The sequence below is a fragment of the Pseudomonas sp. NY15181 genome, from assembly GCF_048068055.1.
Lineage (GTDB): Bacteria > Pseudomonadota > Gammaproteobacteria > Pseudomonadales > Pseudomonadaceae > Pseudomonas.
Window position 1 is genome coordinate 360,640 of the sequence record NZ_JBLUPT010000001.1, and the last position, 16,642, is coordinate 377,281.

Below are 16,642 nucleotides of genomic sequence, written 5' to 3' on the forward strand. Positions count from 1 at the left end.
TCTGATTAGAAAACGCATGGCCCTACTGCAGATCGCCGAGCCCGGACAGAGCCCCCAGCCACACCAGCGTCGACTGGCCGTGGGGATCGATCTGGGCACCACCAATTCCCTGGTCGCCGCCGTGCGTAGCGGTGTTGCCGCTCCGTTGCCCGATGAGCATGGAGAAGTCATCCTGCCGTCGGCCGTGCGCTACCTCGCCGATCGCATCGAGGTGGGGGAGAGTGTACGTATCGGGGCGGCCCAGGACCCGCTGAACTCCATCATCTCGGTCAAGCGCCTCATGGGGCGTGGTCTGGAAGATGTGAAACAGCTCGGTGGTCAACTGCCGTACCGCTTCGTTCAGGGCGAGTCGCACATGCCCTTCATCGAGACCGTCCAGGGCGCCAAGAGTCCGGTGGAAGTCTCGGCGGAAATCCTGCGTACCCTGCGTCAGCGTGCCGAATCGACCCTCGGTGGTGAGCTGGTTGGCGCGGTGATCACCGTTCCCGCCTATTTCGACGACGCCCAGCGCCAGGCCACCAAGGACGCCGCGCGTCTGGCCGGACTGCATGTGCTGCGCCTGCTCAATGAGCCGACCGCAGCCGCAGTGGCCTACGGCCTGGACAAGAACGCCGAGGGCGTGGTCGCCATCTACGATCTGGGCGGCGGCACCTTTGACATTTCCATCCTGCGCCTGACTCGCGGTGTCTTCGAGGTTCTGGCCACCGGTGGCGACAGCGCCCTGGGTGGTGATGATTTCGACCATGCCATCGCCAGCTGGATCATCGAGCAGGCTGGTGTATCGGCTGATCTCGATCCGGGTGCCCAGCGCCGTCTGCTGCAGACCGCCTGCGCGGCCAAGGAGGCGCTGACCGATAGCGCCAGTGTTCCGGTTGCTTACGAGGGCTGGAGCGGTGAGCTGAGTCGCGCACACCTGGAGTCGCTGATCGATCCGCTGATCCAGCGCAGCCTCAAGGCTTGCCGTCGCGCCGTGCGTGATTCCGGCGTGGAGCTGGAGGAAGTCAGCGCTGTGGTCATGGTTGGCGGTTCGACCCGAGTGCCGCGCGTGCGCGAGCTGGTGGGCGAACTCTTCGGTCGCGAACCGCTGACCGATATCGACCCCGATCAGGTGGTGGCCATTGGTGCCGCCATCCAGGCCGACGCCCTGGCTGGCAACAAGCGCGGCGAAGAACTGCTGCTGCTGGACGTAATCCCTCTGTCGCTCGGCCTGGAAACCATGGGCGGGCTGATGGAGAAGGTGATTCCGCGCAACACCACCATTCCGGTGGCGCGTGCCCAAGAGTTCACCACTTACAAGGATGGCCAGACGGCCATGATGATTCACGTGCTGCAGGGCGAGCGTGAGCTGGTCAAGGACTGCCGGTCCCTGGCGCGCTTCGAGCTGCGCGGCATTCCGCCGATGGTGGCCGGTGCGGCGAAGATCCGCGTCAGCTTCCAGGTCGACGCCGATGGTTTGCTGGGCGTCTCCGCCCGCGAACTGTCTTCGGGCGTCGAGGCGAGCATTCAGGTCAAGCCGTCCTATGGCCTGACCGATGGCGAGATCGCCCGCATGCTGCAGGACTCCTTCCAGTACGCCGGCGACGACATGGCCGCCCGCGCCCTGCGCGAGCAGCAGGTCGAGGCCCAGCGCCTGCTGGAGGCCGTGCAGTCGGCGCTGGACGCCGACGGCGAGCGTCTGCTGGATGCCGAGGAGCGCCTGGCTATCGATGCCAACATGGACTCCCTGCGCGAACTGGCCGCCGGCAGCGACACCGCCGCCATCGAACAACAGATCAAGCGCCTGTCCCAGGTGACCGACGCCTTTGCCGCGCGCCGTATGGACGCCACCGTCAAGGCCGCACTGGCCGGTCGCCGGCTCAACGAAATCGAGGAATAAGCCAAGATGCCGCAGATCGTATTTCTGCCGAACGCCGAACATTGCCCGGAAGGTGCGGTGATCGAAGCCCAGCCGGGCGAAACCATCATGAAGGCGGCGCTGCGTAACGGCATCGAGATCGAGCATGCCTGCGAGATGTCCTGTGCCTGCACCACCTGCCACGTGATCGTGCGCGAAGGCTTCAACTCCATGGAAGCCTCCGACGAGCTGGAAGACGACATGCTGGACAAGGCCTGGGGCCTGGAGCCGGATTCGCGCCTGTCCTGCCAGGCCGTGGTGGGCGAGGAGGACCTGGTGGTGGAGATTCCGAAGTACACCATCAACCAGGTTTCCGAAGGTCACTGAGTGGAGCGCCAACGATGAGTCTGAAATGGGTTGATGTGCTCGAAATCGCCATCCAGCTGGCCGAGTCCAAGCCGGAAGTCGATCCGCACTACGTGAACTTCGTCGATCTGCACAACTGGGTGCTGGCATTGCCGGAGTTCAGCGACGATCCTTCCCGCGGCGGTGAAAAGGTCCTGGAAGCCATCCAGGCCGCCTGGATCGAAGAGCTCGACTGAGGGCGCGCGGCGCGCTTGCCGCGTACCCATTTGTCATGAACCCGCGTATAATTCGCGGGTTTTATCTTTAGGTGTGCCCTGAAGAAATTCCTGAGGGAATTTCTTCAGCTGCCGCCCCCGCACAGGCGGAGGCGGTCCCGCGCCGTCGCCCGCCGGGCGTCGCCTGCGGCAAACCCTGAATCACAGGAGCTCCTGGCCCACGCCAGGGGCTTCTTGGCTTTACCAACCTTGCTTTCCGGAGTTATTTCCATGGCCCTGCAACGTACCTTCTCCATCATCAAGCCCGACGCTGTCGCCAAGAACGTCATCGGCGAAATCCTGACCCGCTTCGAGAAAGCCGGTCTGCGCGTTGTCGCTTCCAAGATGGTTCAACTGTCCGAGCGCGAAGCTGGCGGTTTCTACGCCGAGCACAAAGAGCGCGGCTTCTTCAAGGACCTGGTTGCCTTCATGACTTCCGGCCCGGTCGTTCTGCAGGTTCTGGAAGGCGAAGACGCCATCCTGCGCAACCGTGAGCTGATGGGCGCCACCGATCCGAAGAAAGCCGACGCCGGCACCATCCGCGCCGACTTCGCCGTTTCCATCGACGAGAACGCCGTACACGGTTCCGACTCGGAAGCTTCCGCTGCTCGTGAAATCGCTTACTTCTTCTCCAGCACCGAGGTGTGCGAGCGCATTCGCTGATTTCAGCGAATGAGCGAGGGTGAATCCATGACTGATACCGCTGTAAAGGCCAACCTGCTGGGCATGACCAAGCCCCAGCTCGAGGAATTCTTCGAGTCCATCGGTGAAAAGCGCTTCCGCGCAGGCCAGGTGATGCAATGGATTCACCACTTTGGCGCCGTCGATTTCGACGCCATGACGAACGTCGGCAAGGCCTTGCGCGAAAAGCTCAAGGCCGTTGCCGAAATTCGTCCCCCAGAGATCGTCAGCCAGGACATTTCCTCTGACGGTACCCGCAAGTGGGTCGTGCGCGTGGCCTCGGGCAGTTGCGTCGAGACCGTGTACATCCCGCAAGGCGGCCGCGGCACCCTGTGCGTGTCGTCCCAGGCCGGTTGCGCGCTGGACTGCAGCTTCTGCTCCACCGGCAAACAAGGCTTCAACAGCGACCTGACCTCCGCCGAGATCATCGGCCAGGTGTGGATCGCCAACCAATCGTTCGGGACCATCCCGGGCAAGATCGACCGTGCCATCACCAACGTGGTGATGATGGGTATGGGCGAGCCGTTGCTGAACTTCGACAACGTCGTGACCGCGATGAGCATCATGATGGAAGACCTCGGCTACGGTATTTCCAAGCGCAAGGTCACCCTGTCCACCTCTGGCGTGGTGCCGATGATCGACAAACTCGCCGAGGTGACCGACGTGTCCCTGGCCCTGTCGCTGCACGCGCCCAACGACGAACTGCGCAACAAGCTGGTACCGATCAACAAGAAGTACCCGCTGGAGATGCTGCTCGACGCCTGCTATCGCTACATCACGCGCCTGGGCAAGGAGCGCGTGCTGACCATCGAGTACACCCTGCTGGCCAACGTCAACGACCAGCCCGAGCATGCCGAGCAACTGATCGCATTGCTCAAGGATTTCCCTTGCAAGATCAACCTGATTCCGTTTAATCCGTTCCCGCACTCCGGCTACGAGCGGCCGAGCAACAATGCCATCCGCCGTTTCCAGGACATGCTGCACAAAGGCGGCTTCAATGTGACTGTGCGCACCACCCGTGGTGATGATATCGACGCCGCCTGTGGTCAACTGGTGGGCCAGGTGATGGACCGCACCCGCCGCAGCGAACGCTACATCGCCGTCCGCCAGCTGGCGACGGAAAACGAGCAGGCGTCGAACGCCGCCAATCGAAATTGACCTGGGGAGGATTCCTATGACCCTGCGCGCCGCGCTGTTCTTGCTGTTGGCAACCGTGCTGACGGGTTGCGTGACGTCTGGTAAACAGGATCCTCTGAAAACCGAGAAGGGCCGGGATGAGGCGCGCGACGCCTTCATCCAGCTCGGGCTCGGCTACCTGCGTGCCGGCAATGCCGAGCAGGCCAAGGTTCCGCTGCGCCAGGCGCTGGAACTGGACTCCTCCAGTGCCGACGCCCATACCGCACTGGCCGCGGTCTACCAGACCGAGATGGAGCCGCAGCTGGCCGAGACCGAATACCGCAAGGCGCTGTCAGCCCGTTCGGACGATGCGCGCATCCTGAACAACTACGGCGGCTTCCTGTTCGAGCAGAAGCGCTACAAGGAAGCCTACGACGTCTACATCAAGGCGTCCGAGGACGGACTCTATCCCGAGCGTTCGCGCATCTTCGAGAACCTCGGGCTGGTCTGCCTGCAGCTCAAGCAGCGCGAGCAGGCCAAGGAATACTTTGAGAAGGCCATTCGCCTCAATCGCAATCAGCCCAGCGCGCTGATCGAGATGGCTGAACTCAATTACCAGGATCGTCAGTACGTTCCGGCGCGAGCCTACTACCAGGAATACCTCAGGCAGGGCCCGCAGACCGCGCGCAGCCTGCTGCTGGGAATTCGACTGGCGAAGATCTATGACGACCGGGATACCGCTGCCAGCTACGGGCTGCAACTCAAGCGCCTGTATCCCGCTTCTCCTGAATACCAGGCATACCAGGCGGATAAATGATGAGCACGTCGCAGTCCGATGTCATCGGCACGACCCGCGCCAATCCTGGCGACACGCTGCGCCAGGCGCGTGAAAACAAAGGCTGGAGCGTCGCCCAGGTTGCGGGCCAGCTAAACCTGACCGAGCACTCCCTGCGCCAGCTGGAGCAAGGCTCTTTCGACCAGTTGCCCGGACACACCTTCGCGCGTGGCTACGTCCGCGCCTACGCCAAGCTGCTGGGCATGGACCAGGGGCAAATGGTCCAGGCGTTCGACCAGTACACCGGCACCGACGCCACCGGCAGCAACGTGCACAGCATCGGCCGCGTAGTCGAGCCGGTGCGGCTGTCGCGCAATCTGCTGCGCCTGTTCAGCCTGGTGCTGCTCGCCCTGTTGATCGGCTTCGGCTACTTCTGGTGGCAGGAGCGTGCTGCCCGCACCGCCGAGAGTGGCAGCCTGAACATGGAGCATGTCGAGGTCGAGAGCGCCGACGGCACCACCGAGATCCATACGCTTGACGAGCCGGAAGACCAGGCAGTCGCCGAAGACCAGGCCAATCCCTCGGCCGTGCCCGCCGAGCCTGCCGGCGAAAGCGCCGCTGCGGAGGCTCCGGCCGAAGGCACGCCGCCGGTTGCGGCCAACCCCGTCGCTCCGTCTGTGCCGGGGGCGCCGGTCGCCACTGATGCCGTTCCGGCCCCGGCTCCGGTTACTCCTGTAGCCCAAGCCGCTGCTCCGCAGCCTGTTGCACCGGTCGCTCCGGTCGCGCCGGTCGAAGCCCAGCCGGCTGCCCCGGTAGTCGCCGCCGCAGGCCAGGGCGTGGTCAAGATCCAGTTCACCGAAGACTGCTGGACCCAGGTCACCGATGCCGATGGCAAGGTCCTATTCGGCTCGCTCAAGCGCAAGGGCGATTCCCTGGAGCTGGCGGCCAAGGCTCCGGTTCAACTGCGCCTGGGCTTCGCCCGCGGTGCGCAGGTCAGCTACAACGGCCAGCCGGTCGAAGTGACACCGGCGCGCGGCGGTACCGCGCGCCTGACGTTGGGTGGACAGTAACGATGCATTGCGAGTCTCCGATCAAACGTCGCCCGTCCCGCAAGATCTGGGTGGGTAACGTGCCGGTGGGTGGGGATGCTCCCATCGCCGTGCAGAGCATGACCAACACCGATACCCTGGATGTGGCCGCCACCGTCGGCCAGATCCGCCGTCTGGAAGAGGCCGGCGCCGACATCGTGCGCGTCTCCGTGCCGGACATGGACGCCGCCGAGGCGTTCGGCAAGATCAAGCAGCAGGTCAAGGTCCCGCTGGTCGCCGACATCCACTTCGACTACAAGATCGCTCTGCGCGTGGCCGAACTGGGCGTCGACTGCCTGCGCATCAACCCCGGCAACATCGGTCGCGAAGACCGGGTGAGGGCCGTGGTGGATGCCGCCCGCGACCGCAATATCCCGATCCGCATCGGCGTCAACGCCGGCTCCCTGGAAAAGGACCTGCAGAAGAAGTACGGCGAGCCGACCCCGGAAGCCCTGCTGGAATCGGCCATGCGCCACGTCGACCACCTCGAGCGCCTGGACTTCCAGAACTTCAAGGTCAGCGTGAAGGCCTCCGACGTGTTCATGGCGGTGGCCGCCTATCGCCTGCTGGCCAAGGAAATCGAACAACCCCTGCACCTGGGCATTACCGAAGCCGGTGGCCTGCGGTCGGGCACCGTGAAGTCCGCCGTCGGCCTGGGCATGCTGCTCGCCGAAGGCATCGGCGACACTATCCGCATCTCCCTGGCCGCCGATCCGGTGGAAGAGATCAAGGTCGGTTTCGACATCCTCAAGTCGCTGCGCCTGCGCTCCCGTGGCATCAACTTCATCGCCTGCCCGAGCTGCTCGCGGCAGAACTTCGATGTAGTGAAGACCATGAACGAGCTGGAAGGCCGCCTGGAGGACCTGCTGGTGCCGCTGGACGTGGCCGTGATCGGCTGCGTGGTCAACGGCCCCGGCGAAGCCAAGGAAGCCCACATCGGTCTTACCGGCGGCACGCCGAGCAACCTGATCTACATCGACGGCAAGCCGGCGCAGAAGCTGCAGAACGAAAACCTGGTGGATGAGCTGGAACGGCTGATCCGCGCAAAAGCGGCCGAGAAGGCCGAGGCCGACGCCGCCCTGATCGTGCGCGGCTGACCGCAACAAGGACCCTAAGTGAGCAAGTCCCTGCAAGCCATCCGTGGCATGAACGACATCCTGCCGGAACAGACTCCGGCCTGGCGCTATCTGGAAAGTACCTTTGCCGAGCTGCTCGATGGCTACGGCTACAAAGAAATCCGCATGCCGATCCTGGAGTTCACCGAACTCTTTGCCCGTGGCATCGGTGAAGGCACCGACGTGGTCGACAAGGAGATGTACACGTTCCTCGACCGCAACGGCGAATCCCTCACCATGCGCCCGGAAGGTACCGCAGGTTGCGTGCGCGCCGTGCTCGAACACGGTCTTTCCGGCGGCGGCCAGGTGCAGAAGCTCTGGTACACCGGCCCGATGTTCCGCTACGAGAAGCCGCAGAAGGGCCGCTATCGCCAGTTCCACCAGATCGGCGTGGAAGTCTTCAACCTGCCCGGACCGGACATCGACGCCGAGCTGATCATCCTCACCTGGCGCCTGTGGCAGAAGCTGGGCATGGCCGATGCCGTGACCCTGCAGCTCAACACCCTGGGTTCCAGCGAGGCCCGCGCGCGCTACCGCGACGCACTGGTCACCTATCTGCAGGATCGCTTCGACCAGCTCGACGAAGACAGCCAGCGCCGCATGACCACCAACCCGCTGCGTATCCTCGACAGCAAGGTGGAAAGCACCCAGGCCCTGCTGGTCGGCGCGCCGACCCTGCACGACTACCTGGACGAAGAGTCGCTCGCCCACTTCGAGGGCCTGAAGGCCCGTCTGGACGCGGTCGGCCTGCGCTACGAGATCAACCAGAAGCTGGTGCGCGGCCTGGACTACTACTGCCGCACCGCGTTCGAGTGGGTCACCGAGAAGCTCGGTTCCCAGGGCACCGTTTGCGGCGGTGGCCGCTACGACGGCCTGGTCAGCCAGTTCGGCGGCAAGCCGACCCCAGGCGTGGGCTTCGCCATGGGCGTGGAGCGCCTGGTGCTGCTGCTGGAAACCCTGGGCCTGGTTCCCGAGGAACTCAGCCGTCCGGCCGACCTCTTCCTCTGCGCCTTCGGCGAAGCGGCCGAGCTCGCCGGCCTGAGCCTGGCCGAGCGCCTGCGTGACGCCATCCCCGGCGTCCGCCTGCTGGTCAATGCCGGCGGTGGCAGCTTCAAGAGCCAGTTCAAGAAGGCCGACAAGAGCGGTGCACAGTTCGCAATGATTCTGGGTGACGACGAACTGGCCAACCGCGTGGTAGGTTTCAAGCCCCTGCGTGGCGAGGGCGAACAACAGAACATCGCCTGGGACGCTCTGCCCGAGCACCTGGCAGCCTGTCTCGAGCAGGCTTGAGAATCGAGCGGATAGGAGTATTGGGGTGAGTACGCGTACCGAAGAAGAACAACTGGCGGACATCAAGGACTGGTGGCAGCGCAATGGCATGCCCCTGCTGACCGGTGCCGCCCTGGCACTGGTGGTGGTGTTCGGCTGGCAAGCCTGGAAGAAGTACCAGAACAACCAGGCGCAGGGTGCCTCGGTGATCTATCAGGCCCTGCTGGAAACCGCCCTGAACCCCGCTGGCAAGCCGGATACCGCCAAGGTCGCCGAGCTGGCCAACAAGCTGACCAGCGAATATGCCGGTACTCCGTATTCCCAGTATGGTCGCCTGTTCGTCGCCAAGGTCGCGGTGGACAGCGGCAAGCTGGATGACGCCGTCCTGGAGCTCAAGGCCATCGTCGACAAGCCGGTAGACGCCACCCTCGGCGAGCTGGCTCGCCAGCGCCTGGCCCGCGTGATGGGCGCCCAGGGCAAGGCCGAGGAAGGGCTGAAGCTGCTCGATGGCAGCGCCGACAAGGCTTATGTCGCCACCCGCGAAGAACTGCGTGGCGACCTGCTGGTCCAGCTCAAGCGTGCCGACGAGGCGCGCAGTGCCTACGAGAAGGCCAAGGCCGCCCTGCCGGAAGACGCCGCCGTCGGCGCCCTGCAGATGAAACTCGACGACCTGGCCAAGGGAGACGCCTGACATGCTGCGCTGGAAACATGCCGCGCTGCTCGCGCTGACTCTGTTGGCCGTAGGCTGCAGCAGCAACAGCAAGAAAGAACTGCCCCCGGCGGAGCTCACCGATTTCAAGGAAGAGGTTCGTCTGGAGAAGCAATGGAGCCGCTCGGTCGGTGACGGCCAGGGCGAGCTGTACAACCTGCTCGAGCCGGCGGTGGATGGCCAGACCATCTACGCCGCATCCGCCGAAGGCCGGATCATGGCGATCCAGCGCGAAAGCGGTGACGTGCTGTGGAAAAAGGATCTCGACTTGCCGGTTTCCGGCGCCGTTGGCGTCGGCAACGGGCTGGTCCTGCTGGGCACCATGCGTGGTGACGTGATCGCCTTGGACGCCGGCAGCGGCGAGCAGAAGTGGCGCGCCAAGGTCACCAGCGAAGTGCTGGCGGCTCCGGCCACCAACGGCGACGTGGTGGTAGTGCAGACCCAGGACGACAAACTGGTCGCCTTCGATGCCGCCACCGGCAACCAGCGCTGGATCTATGAAGGCACCGTGCCGGTGCTGACCCTGCGCGGTACCGGCGCTCCGCTGATCGACGGCCGTCTGGCACTGGCGGGTCTGGCCAGCGGCAAGGTCGTTGCCGTGGACGTCCAGCGTGGCCTGCCGGTCTGGGAGCAGCGTGTGGCTATCCCGCAGGGCCGTTCCGAACTGGACCGCGTGGTCGATATCGACGGCGGTTTGCTGCTGGCCGATGGCGTCCTTTACGTCGCCAGCTATCAGGGCCGCGCCGCGGCGCTGGACGAGAGCACTGGCCGTGTACTGTGGCAGCGTGAAGCCTCCAGCTATGTCGGCGTTGCCGAAGGTACCGGCAGCGTGTTCATCAGCCAGGCCACCGGTACTGTGGAAAGCCTGGACTCCCGTGGCTCGTCCTCGCTGTGGAGCAACGACGCGCTGGCTCGCCGCCAGCTGTCCGCCCCGGCCGTGTTCTCGAGCAACGTGGTGGTGGGTGACCTGGAAGGTTACGTGCACCTGCTGAGCCAGGTTGACGGTCGTTTCGTTGGCCGCGAGAAGGTCGATGGCGACGGTGTGCGGGTTCGTCCGCTGGTAGTCGGCAGCTGGATGTACGTGTTCGGCAACAGCGGCAAGCTGGTCGCCTACACGCTCCGCTAAGCTGAGTGTTACTGCCGGCCGCTGCCGTGAAAAACGGCAGCGGCCGTCGTGTTTTCTGAAATTCAAATTTCCTGGAGAGCCGCATGGTTCCCGTAATAGCCCTGGTGGGCCGCCCGAACGTCGGCAAGTCCACCCTGTTCAACCGCCTGACCCGCACCCGTGACGCCATCGTCGCCGAGTACGCCGGTCTGACCCGTGACCGCCAGTACGGCGAGGCCAAGTGGCAGGGCAAGAAATTCATCGTCATCGATACCGGTGGTATTTCCGGTGACGAAGAGGGTATCGACGCCAAGATGGCCGAGCAGTCGCTGCAGGCTATCGAAGAGGCCGACGCCGTCCTGTTCATGGTCGACTCCCGTGCCGGCCTCACCGCCGCCGACGAGATGATCGGCGAGCACCTGCGCAAGAAGAACAAGCGCACCTATCTGGTGGCGAACAAGGTCGATACCGTCGATCCGGACATCGCCCGTGCCGAGTTCAGCCCGCTGGCCCTGGGCCATGCGATCCCGATCGCCGCAGCCCACGGCCGTGGCATCACCCAGATGCTGCAGGAAGCCCTGGGCGAGATGTTCGCTCCGGAGCCCGAGGCGCCGGAAGACAACGACCTGCCCAGCGAGCTGGAAGAAGTCGCCGAGGGCGAGGAAGCCAAGCGCATTCCCGGCCCGAGCGAGAAGGATGGCATCAAGATCGCCATCATCGGTCGCCCTAACGTCGGCAAGTCCACCCTGGTCAACCGCATGCTCGGCGAAGAGCGGGTGATCGTGTACGACCAGGCCGGCACCACCCGCGACAGTATCTACATCCCCTTCGAGCGCAACGAAGAGAAGTACACCCTGATCGACACCGCTGGCGTGCGCCGCCGCGGCAAGATCTTCGAAGCGGTGGAAAAGTTCTCCGTGGTGAAGACCCTGCAGGCGATCCAGGACGCCAACGTGGTCATCTTCGTCATGGACGCCCGCGAAGGCGTGGTCGAGCACGACCTCAACCTGCTCGGCTTCGTGCTGGAGACCGGCCGCGCGCTGGTCATCGCGCTGAACAAGTGGGACGGCATGGAATCCGCCGAGCGCGAGTACGTGAAGACCGAGCTGGAGCGCCGGCTGATGTTCGCCGACTTCGCCGACATCCACTTTATTTCTGCGCTGCACGGCACCGGCGTCGGCCACCTGTACAAGTCGGTGCAGGACTCCTTCCGTTCCGCCGTGACCCGCTGGCCCACCAGCAAGCTCACGCAGATCCTCGAGGACGCCATCCAGGTCCACCAGCCGCCGATGGTCAACGGCCGCCGCATCAAGCTGCGCTACGCGCACCTGGGTGGTGCCAACCCGCCGCTGATCGTGATCCACGGCAACCAGGTGGACGCGGTGCCCAAGGCCTACACCCGTTACCTGGAGAAGACCTACCGCCGTGTGCTCAAGCTGGTCGGTACGCCGATCCGCATCGAGTACAAGGGCGGCGACAACCCGTTCGAGGGCAAGAAGACCCAGCTCACCGAACGCCAGGTCAACAAGAAGCGCCGGCTGATGTCGCACCACAAGAAGGCCGAGAAGAAGAAGAAAGACAAGCGTAAATAACGTCTGTCGGACTTCAGGCGCAAGGCTGCAGGCGATAGAGTAGGGCCTCCCTCTCATCGCCCGCAGCCTGTAGTCACGCCATGCTCACCAGCAAATTGCCGAACGTCGGCACCACCATCTTCACCCGCATGTCCCAGCTCGCCGCCGAATGCGGTGCGCTGAATCTCTCCCAGGGTTTCCCGGACTTCGACAGCCCCGCGCCATTGCTCGAAGCCGTCGCCCGCCACGTGATGGCCGGGCATAACCAGTACAGCCCGATGACCGGCCTGCCGGCCCTGCGCGAACAGGTCGCGCTGAAAGTCGCCGGCTTCTATGGCCGCAAGGTCAGCGCCGACGCGGAGGTGACCATCGTCCCCGGTGCTACCGAAGGGATCTTCTGCGCGGTACAGGCGCTGATTCGCCCGGGCGACGAGGCCATCGTCCTCGATCCCTGCTACGACAGCTACGAGCCCTCGGTGGAGCTGGCCGGCGGCCGCTGCGTGCATGTGCCGCTGAGCCTGCCGGACTTCCGCATCGATTGGCAGCGCATGGCCGACGCCATCACCCCGCGTACCCGCCTGATCTTCCTCAACAGCCCGCACAATCCCAGCGGCGCGCTGATCGACCGCGCCGACCTGGACCGCCTGGCGGCGCTGATCCGCGACCGCGAGATCTACGTCATCAGCGACGAGGTCTACGAGCACCTGATCTACGACGGCGTGCAGCATGCCAGCGTGCTGGCCCACGACGAGCTCTACCCCCGCGCCTTCGTGATCAGCTCCTTCGGCAAGACCTACCACGTCACCGGCTGGAAGACCGGCTATGTGGTGGCACCGCCGGCGCTGTCGGCGGAAATGCGCAAGATCCACCAGTACGTGAACTTCTGCGGGGTGACCCCGCTGCAGTGCGCCCTGGCCGACTTCATGGCCGAGCACCCCGAGCACCTGCGCGAACTGCCGGGTTTCTACCAGGCCAAGCGCGACCTGTTCTGCGACCTGCTGGAAAGCTCGCGCTTTGGCTTCCAGCGGGCCGCCGGCACCTACTTCCAGGTGGTCGACTACTCGGCGATCCGTCCGGACCTGGACGACGTCGCCATGTCCGAGTGGCTGACCCGCGAGCACGGCGTGGCCGCCATTCCGGTCTCGGTGTTCTACCAGCAGGCCCCGGCGGACATGCGCCTGGTGCGCTTCTGCTTCGCCAAGAAAGAGGAGACGCTGCGCCAGGCGGCGGAAAGACTATGCGCGATCTGAGTCAATTGCCCGACCTCAAGCTGGCCCTGGTGCAGACCACCCTGGTCTGGCATGACGCCAGGGCCAACCGCGAGCGCTTCGATGTGCTGCTGGAAAGTGCCCGCGGCGCGGACGTAGTGATCCTGCCGGAGATGTTCACCACCGGCTTTTCCATGGACTCCGAGGCCCTGGCCGAAGCAGAGGAGGGCGACACCTACGCCTGGCTGCGTGGGCAGGCTGCGCAGCTCGATGCCGTGGTCTGCGGCAGCGTGATCATTCGCGCCGCCGACGGCAGCCACCGCAATCGCCTGCTCTGGGCTCGCCCGGACGGCGAGGTGCAGTACTACGACAAGCGCCACCTGTTCCGTATGGCCGGCGAGCACAAGCACTACACGCCGGGTGAGCAGCAGGTGCTGCTGGAGTGGAAGGGCTGGCGGATTCGTCCGCTGGTCTGCTACGACCTGCGCTTCCCGGTGTGGAGCCGCAATGCCCAGGACACCGACCTGCTGCTCTATACCGCCAACTGGCCGGCCGCGCGTCGCCAGCACTGGAACCGTCTGCTGCCAGCGCGGGCCATCGAGAACCTGTGCTATGTCGCGGCGGTCAATCGCGTCGGCGAGGACGGCAAGGGCCACGCCTATTCCGGCGACAGCCAGGTGCTGGACTTCCAGGGCGACAACCTGTTGGCGGCGGGAAGTGCCGATGGTGTGTTCCAGGTTGCCTTGAGCGCATCCGAACTGGCGGTCTACCGGGAGCGCTTCCCGGCCTATCTGGATGCGGATCGGTTCGATATCCAGATTTGAGGGCCTCAGGGAAGGTGTGCTTTTCGTAGGAGCGAGCTTGCTCGCGAACAGAGATTTTCAGCCGCATCAGTGTTGGGCGGTTCGCGAGCAAAGTCGCTCCTACAGGTAGATCCGACCTCGGCGCTTAATACGCACTGGCAGTGTTCAGCCGCTGCATCGCCTCGTCACTGAGCTTCAGGTCCACCGCCGCGATCAGGTCCGGCAACTGCTCCAGCTTCGATGCACTGGCGATCGGCGCGGTGATGCTCGGTCGCGCAATCAGCCAGGCCAGGGCTACCTGGGTGGGCGTGGCGTTCAGCTCGCCGGCCACTTCCTCCAGCGCATCGATGATGGCGAAGCCGCGCTCGTTCATGAAGTTCTTCACCTTGTAGCCGCGCACGCTGCTCTTGCCCAGGTCCGCCTCGCTGCGGTACTTGCCGGTGAGAAAGCCCGCCGCCAGGGAGTAGAAGCTGATCACCCCGAGCCCCAGTTGCTTCACCGTGGGTTCCAGATGGGTCTCGTAGTTGGCGCGGTCGTAAAGGTTGTAGTTGGGCTGCAGGCTCTGGTAGTTCGGCAACTTCAGACGATCGCAAAGCTCGCGGGCCTCGCGCAGGCGCCGGGCGTCGAGGTTCGAGGCGCCGATCACTCGCACCTTGCCTTCTTCCACCGCTTCGGCGAAGGCGCCCATGGTTTCCTCCATGGAGGTGTGCGGATCGTCGCAATGGGCCTGGTAGAGATCGATGTAGTCGGTCTGCAGGCGTTTGAGCGAGCGCTCCAGGGCCTGCTCGATATAGACCGCCGACAGGCCCTTGTGGCCGTTGCCCATGTCCATGCCGACCTTGGTGGCGATCTGCACCTGATTGCGCTTGCCGGTCTTCTTCAGCCACTTGCCGATCAGGGTTTCCGACTCGCCGCCGACGTGCCCGGGCACCCAGCGCGAATACACATCGGCCGTGTCGATGCAGTTGATCCCGGCGTCGACCACCGCATCCAGCAGGCGGAAGGAGGTGGCTTCGTCCGCCGACCAGCCGAACACGTTGCCGCCGAATACCAGGGGCGGAATCGCCAGTCCGGACTGGCCCAGTTCGCGATGTTTCATCTGTCAGGTCTCCCCCGGCTGCACTGTCGTTGAACCAGCATAGACGGCTGAGGCGTGATAGACGTGGGAGATGGTTGACAGGCGCCTAGGAGCTTGCGCACTATCGGTGACCTGATTTCGCACACGAAAATTGCCCATGCTTGCCAACCTCGACTCTTCGCTGCCGCTCCCGGGCTTCTCCGCCCAGGCTGGCGTATGCGTCGTCGTTGCCAAGAAATCGAAGAAACAGTCGCTCATTTGACCGGGGCGTGCTGTCCCGTCAGATGGGCTGACAGGACACAAGGCGCGCAGGTCGTACATCTCTCCCCCGCTTGATTCCCGCATCCCTCCCTGACGGTGACCAGACGGTCAGCCACAAGGAGTTTTTGCATGTCTACGTTTCGTGGAATCTGGGTGGCCCTGGCCACTCCCTTCCGTGCCGGGGAAGTCGATTTCGCCGCGCTGCACAACCTGGTTTCCCGACTGCTGGAGGACGGCGTCGCCGGCTTCGTGGTCTGTGGCACCACTGGGGAGGCGGCGGCGCTGAGCCATGAGGAGCAGCTCGCCGTGCTCGATGCCGTGTTGCAGTGGGTGCCGCCGCAGCAGGTGATCATGGGCCTGGCGGGCAACAACCTGCGCGAACTGCTGGCCTTCCAGCAGGGGATCCAGCGCCGCCCGCTGGCCGGCCTGCTGGTGCCGGCGCCGTATTACATCCGGCCGTCGCAGGCCGGCCTGGAGTCGTTCTTCCAGACTGTGGCCGATGCCGCCAGTGTGCCGGTGGTGCTTTACGACATTCCCTACCGCACCGGCGTGCGCATCGAGCGCGAAACCCTGCGGCGCATCGTGCGCCATCCGCGCATCGCCGCGATCAAGGATTGCAGCGGTGATCTGGAGACCACCCTCGCATTGATCGCCGATGGCGAGGTCGAGGTGCTGACGGGCGAGGACCTGCAGATCTTCAACAACCTGTGCCAGGGCGGTGCCGGAGCGATTTCCGCGTCAGCCCATGTGCGCGCCGATCTCTATGTGCGGATGCAGCGTCAGGTCGAATCGGGCGATCTGGCCGCGGCGCGGGCGACCTTCTACCGCCTGCTGCCATGGATCCAGGCCGCCTTCGCCGAGCCCAACCCGGCGGCGGTCAAGGCGGCGTTGGCCTTGCAGGGGCTGATCGCCGACGAGTTGCGCGAGCCGATGCAGCCCTGCGCCCCGGCCACCGTCGAGCGGCTGCGTGGCGTGCTGGCGGCGCTGGCCGATTAGGAGGGGAGGGCCGGCAATGGGTTTTGCTCTATCATGACGGCCTGCCCATTGCCGAGTGCCCGCCATGACCACCACTCCCTACCTGCTGGACCAGCTGGAAACCGCCGACATGCTGCTGATCGACGGCCTGCACGCCTGGCAGTTCGAGCTGAACGAGTCGCTGCTGGACCAGGCCGACGCCGCTGCCCACGCCGACCAGCCCTTCGCCAGCGACGAGGTGGTGCTGCTGATCGAGTCCATCGATGGCCGCGACCGCCGTCAGTGGGCCTTCACCTATAACGAGGTGATGGAGGCACGCTATCAGGCCACGGAGGAAAGCTGGTTGCTGCACGCCGGCGGCCAGGAGCATCGCTTGTGTTGCCTGGGCGCGGTGACCGCCAGCGGTGACGACGAGTAAGACATGAAGGCCCCGA

Annotated in this window: 17 protein-coding genes; 16 read left to right on the forward strand and 1 reads right to left on the reverse strand. The window is 64.7% G+C overall.

What is annotated here, in order from left to right:
* Window positions 1-16: 16 nt before the first annotated feature.
* From hscA to ACNFBT_RS01750, 14 genes are all read left to right on the forward strand, one after another.
* Window positions 17-1,876, forward strand: coding sequence for a Fe-S protein assembly chaperone HscA (hscA, locus tag ACNFBT_RS01685; protein WP_416745878.1), 1,860 nt, complete (start codon window positions 17-19; stop codon window positions 1,874-1,876).
* 6 nt (window positions 1,877-1,882) lie between these two features.
* Window positions 1,883-2,221: an ISC system 2Fe-2S type ferredoxin gene (gene fdx / locus ACNFBT_RS01690; RefSeq protein ID WP_015478501.1), complete on the forward strand. Its 339-nt coding sequence runs from the start codon at window positions 1,883-1,885 to the stop codon at window positions 2,219-2,221.
* 14 nt (window positions 2,222-2,235) lie between these two features.
* Window positions 2,236-2,436: a Fe-S cluster assembly protein IscX gene (gene iscX / locus ACNFBT_RS01695; RefSeq protein WP_416745880.1), complete on the forward strand. Its 201-nt coding sequence runs from the start codon at window positions 2,236-2,238 to the stop codon at window positions 2,434-2,436.
* 249 nt (window positions 2,437-2,685) lie between these two features.
* Window positions 2,686-3,117 carry a nucleoside-diphosphate kinase gene (ndk, locus tag ACNFBT_RS01700; protein WP_152225347.1) on the forward strand — a complete coding sequence of 144 codons (432 nt, stop codon included), beginning with the start codon at window positions 2,686-2,688 and terminating at the stop codon, window positions 3,115-3,117.
* 27 nt (window positions 3,118-3,144) lie between these two features.
* Window positions 3,145-4,293: a 23S rRNA (adenine(2503)-C(2))-methyltransferase RlmN gene (gene rlmN / locus ACNFBT_RS01705; RefSeq protein ID WP_416745882.1), complete on the forward strand. Its 1,149-nt coding sequence runs from the start codon at window positions 3,145-3,147 to the stop codon at window positions 4,291-4,293.
* 16 nt (window positions 4,294-4,309) lie between these two features.
* The gene (gene pilW, locus ACNFBT_RS01710; protein WP_416745884.1) at window positions 4,310-5,068 is read left to right on the forward strand and encodes a type IV pilus biogenesis/stability protein PilW; all 759 of its coding nucleotides are present in this window, start codon (window positions 4,310-4,312) and stop codon (window positions 5,066-5,068) included.
* The gene (locus tag ACNFBT_RS01715) at window positions 5,065-6,096 is read left to right on the forward strand and encodes a RodZ domain-containing protein (protein WP_416745886.1); all 1,032 of its coding nucleotides are present in this window, start codon (window positions 5,065-5,067) and stop codon (window positions 6,094-6,096) included. The genes pilW and ACNFBT_RS01715 overlap by 4 nt, the downstream gene beginning before the upstream one ends.
* Before the next feature lie 2 nt (window positions 6,097-6,098).
* Window positions 6,099-7,211 (forward strand): flavodoxin-dependent (E)-4-hydroxy-3-methylbut-2-enyl-diphosphate synthase, encoded by a 1,113-nt coding sequence (ispG, locus tag ACNFBT_RS01720; RefSeq protein WP_416745888.1) that lies wholly within the window; start codon window positions 6,099-6,101, stop codon window positions 7,209-7,211.
* Window positions 7,212-7,229: 18 nt separating this feature from the next.
* Window positions 7,230-8,519, forward strand: a complete 1,290-nt coding sequence (gene hisS, locus ACNFBT_RS01725) for a histidine--tRNA ligase (protein WP_416745890.1) — start codon at window positions 7,230-7,232, stop codon at window positions 8,517-8,519.
* A gap of 25 nt (window positions 8,520-8,544) precedes the next feature.
* Complete coding sequence (locus ACNFBT_RS01730; protein WP_416745892.1) at window positions 8,545-9,189, forward strand: YfgM family protein; 645 nt, start codon at window positions 8,545-8,547, stop codon at window positions 9,187-9,189.
* A 1-nt stretch (window position 9,190) separates the two neighbouring features.
* Window positions 9,191-10,333, forward strand: a complete 1,143-nt coding sequence (gene bamB, locus ACNFBT_RS01735) for an outer membrane protein assembly factor BamB (protein WP_416745893.1) — start codon at window positions 9,191-9,193, stop codon at window positions 10,331-10,333.
* A gap of 83 nt (window positions 10,334-10,416) precedes the next feature.
* Window positions 10,417-11,904 (forward strand): ribosome biogenesis GTPase Der, encoded by a 1,488-nt coding sequence (gene der / locus ACNFBT_RS01740; RefSeq protein WP_416745895.1) that lies wholly within the window; start codon window positions 10,417-10,419, stop codon window positions 11,902-11,904.
* 80 nt (window positions 11,905-11,984) lie between these two features.
* Window positions 11,985-13,133: a pyridoxal phosphate-dependent aminotransferase gene (locus tag ACNFBT_RS01745; RefSeq protein WP_416745897.1), complete on the forward strand. Its 1,149-nt coding sequence runs from the start codon at window positions 11,985-11,987 to the stop codon at window positions 13,131-13,133.
* Window positions 13,121-13,915: an amidohydrolase gene (locus tag ACNFBT_RS01750; protein WP_416745899.1), complete on the forward strand. Its 795-nt coding sequence runs from the start codon at window positions 13,121-13,123 to the stop codon at window positions 13,913-13,915. Before ACNFBT_RS01745 ends, ACNFBT_RS01750 begins: the two co-directional genes overlap by 13 nt.
* A gap of 124 nt (window positions 13,916-14,039) precedes the next feature.
* Here ACNFBT_RS01750 and ACNFBT_RS01755 read toward each other — a convergent pair whose 3' ends face one another.
* Entirely contained in the window at window positions 14,040-14,993 is a 954-nt protein-coding gene (locus ACNFBT_RS01755; protein WP_416745901.1) for an aldo/keto reductase, read from the reverse strand.
* Between the two features lie 369 nt (window positions 14,994-15,362).
* Here ACNFBT_RS01755 and dapA point away from each other — a divergent pair, with 369 nt between their 5' ends.
* Window positions 15,363-16,229, forward strand: a complete 867-nt coding sequence (gene dapA, locus ACNFBT_RS01760) for a 4-hydroxy-tetrahydrodipicolinate synthase (RefSeq protein ID WP_416745903.1) — start codon at window positions 15,363-15,365, stop codon at window positions 16,227-16,229.
* A 64-nt stretch (window positions 16,230-16,293) separates the two neighbouring features.
* Complete coding sequence (locus ACNFBT_RS01765; RefSeq protein WP_416745905.1) at window positions 16,294-16,626, forward strand: DUF5629 family protein; 333 nt, start codon at window positions 16,294-16,296, stop codon at window positions 16,624-16,626.
* Window positions 16,627-16,642 lie beyond the last annotated feature (16 nt).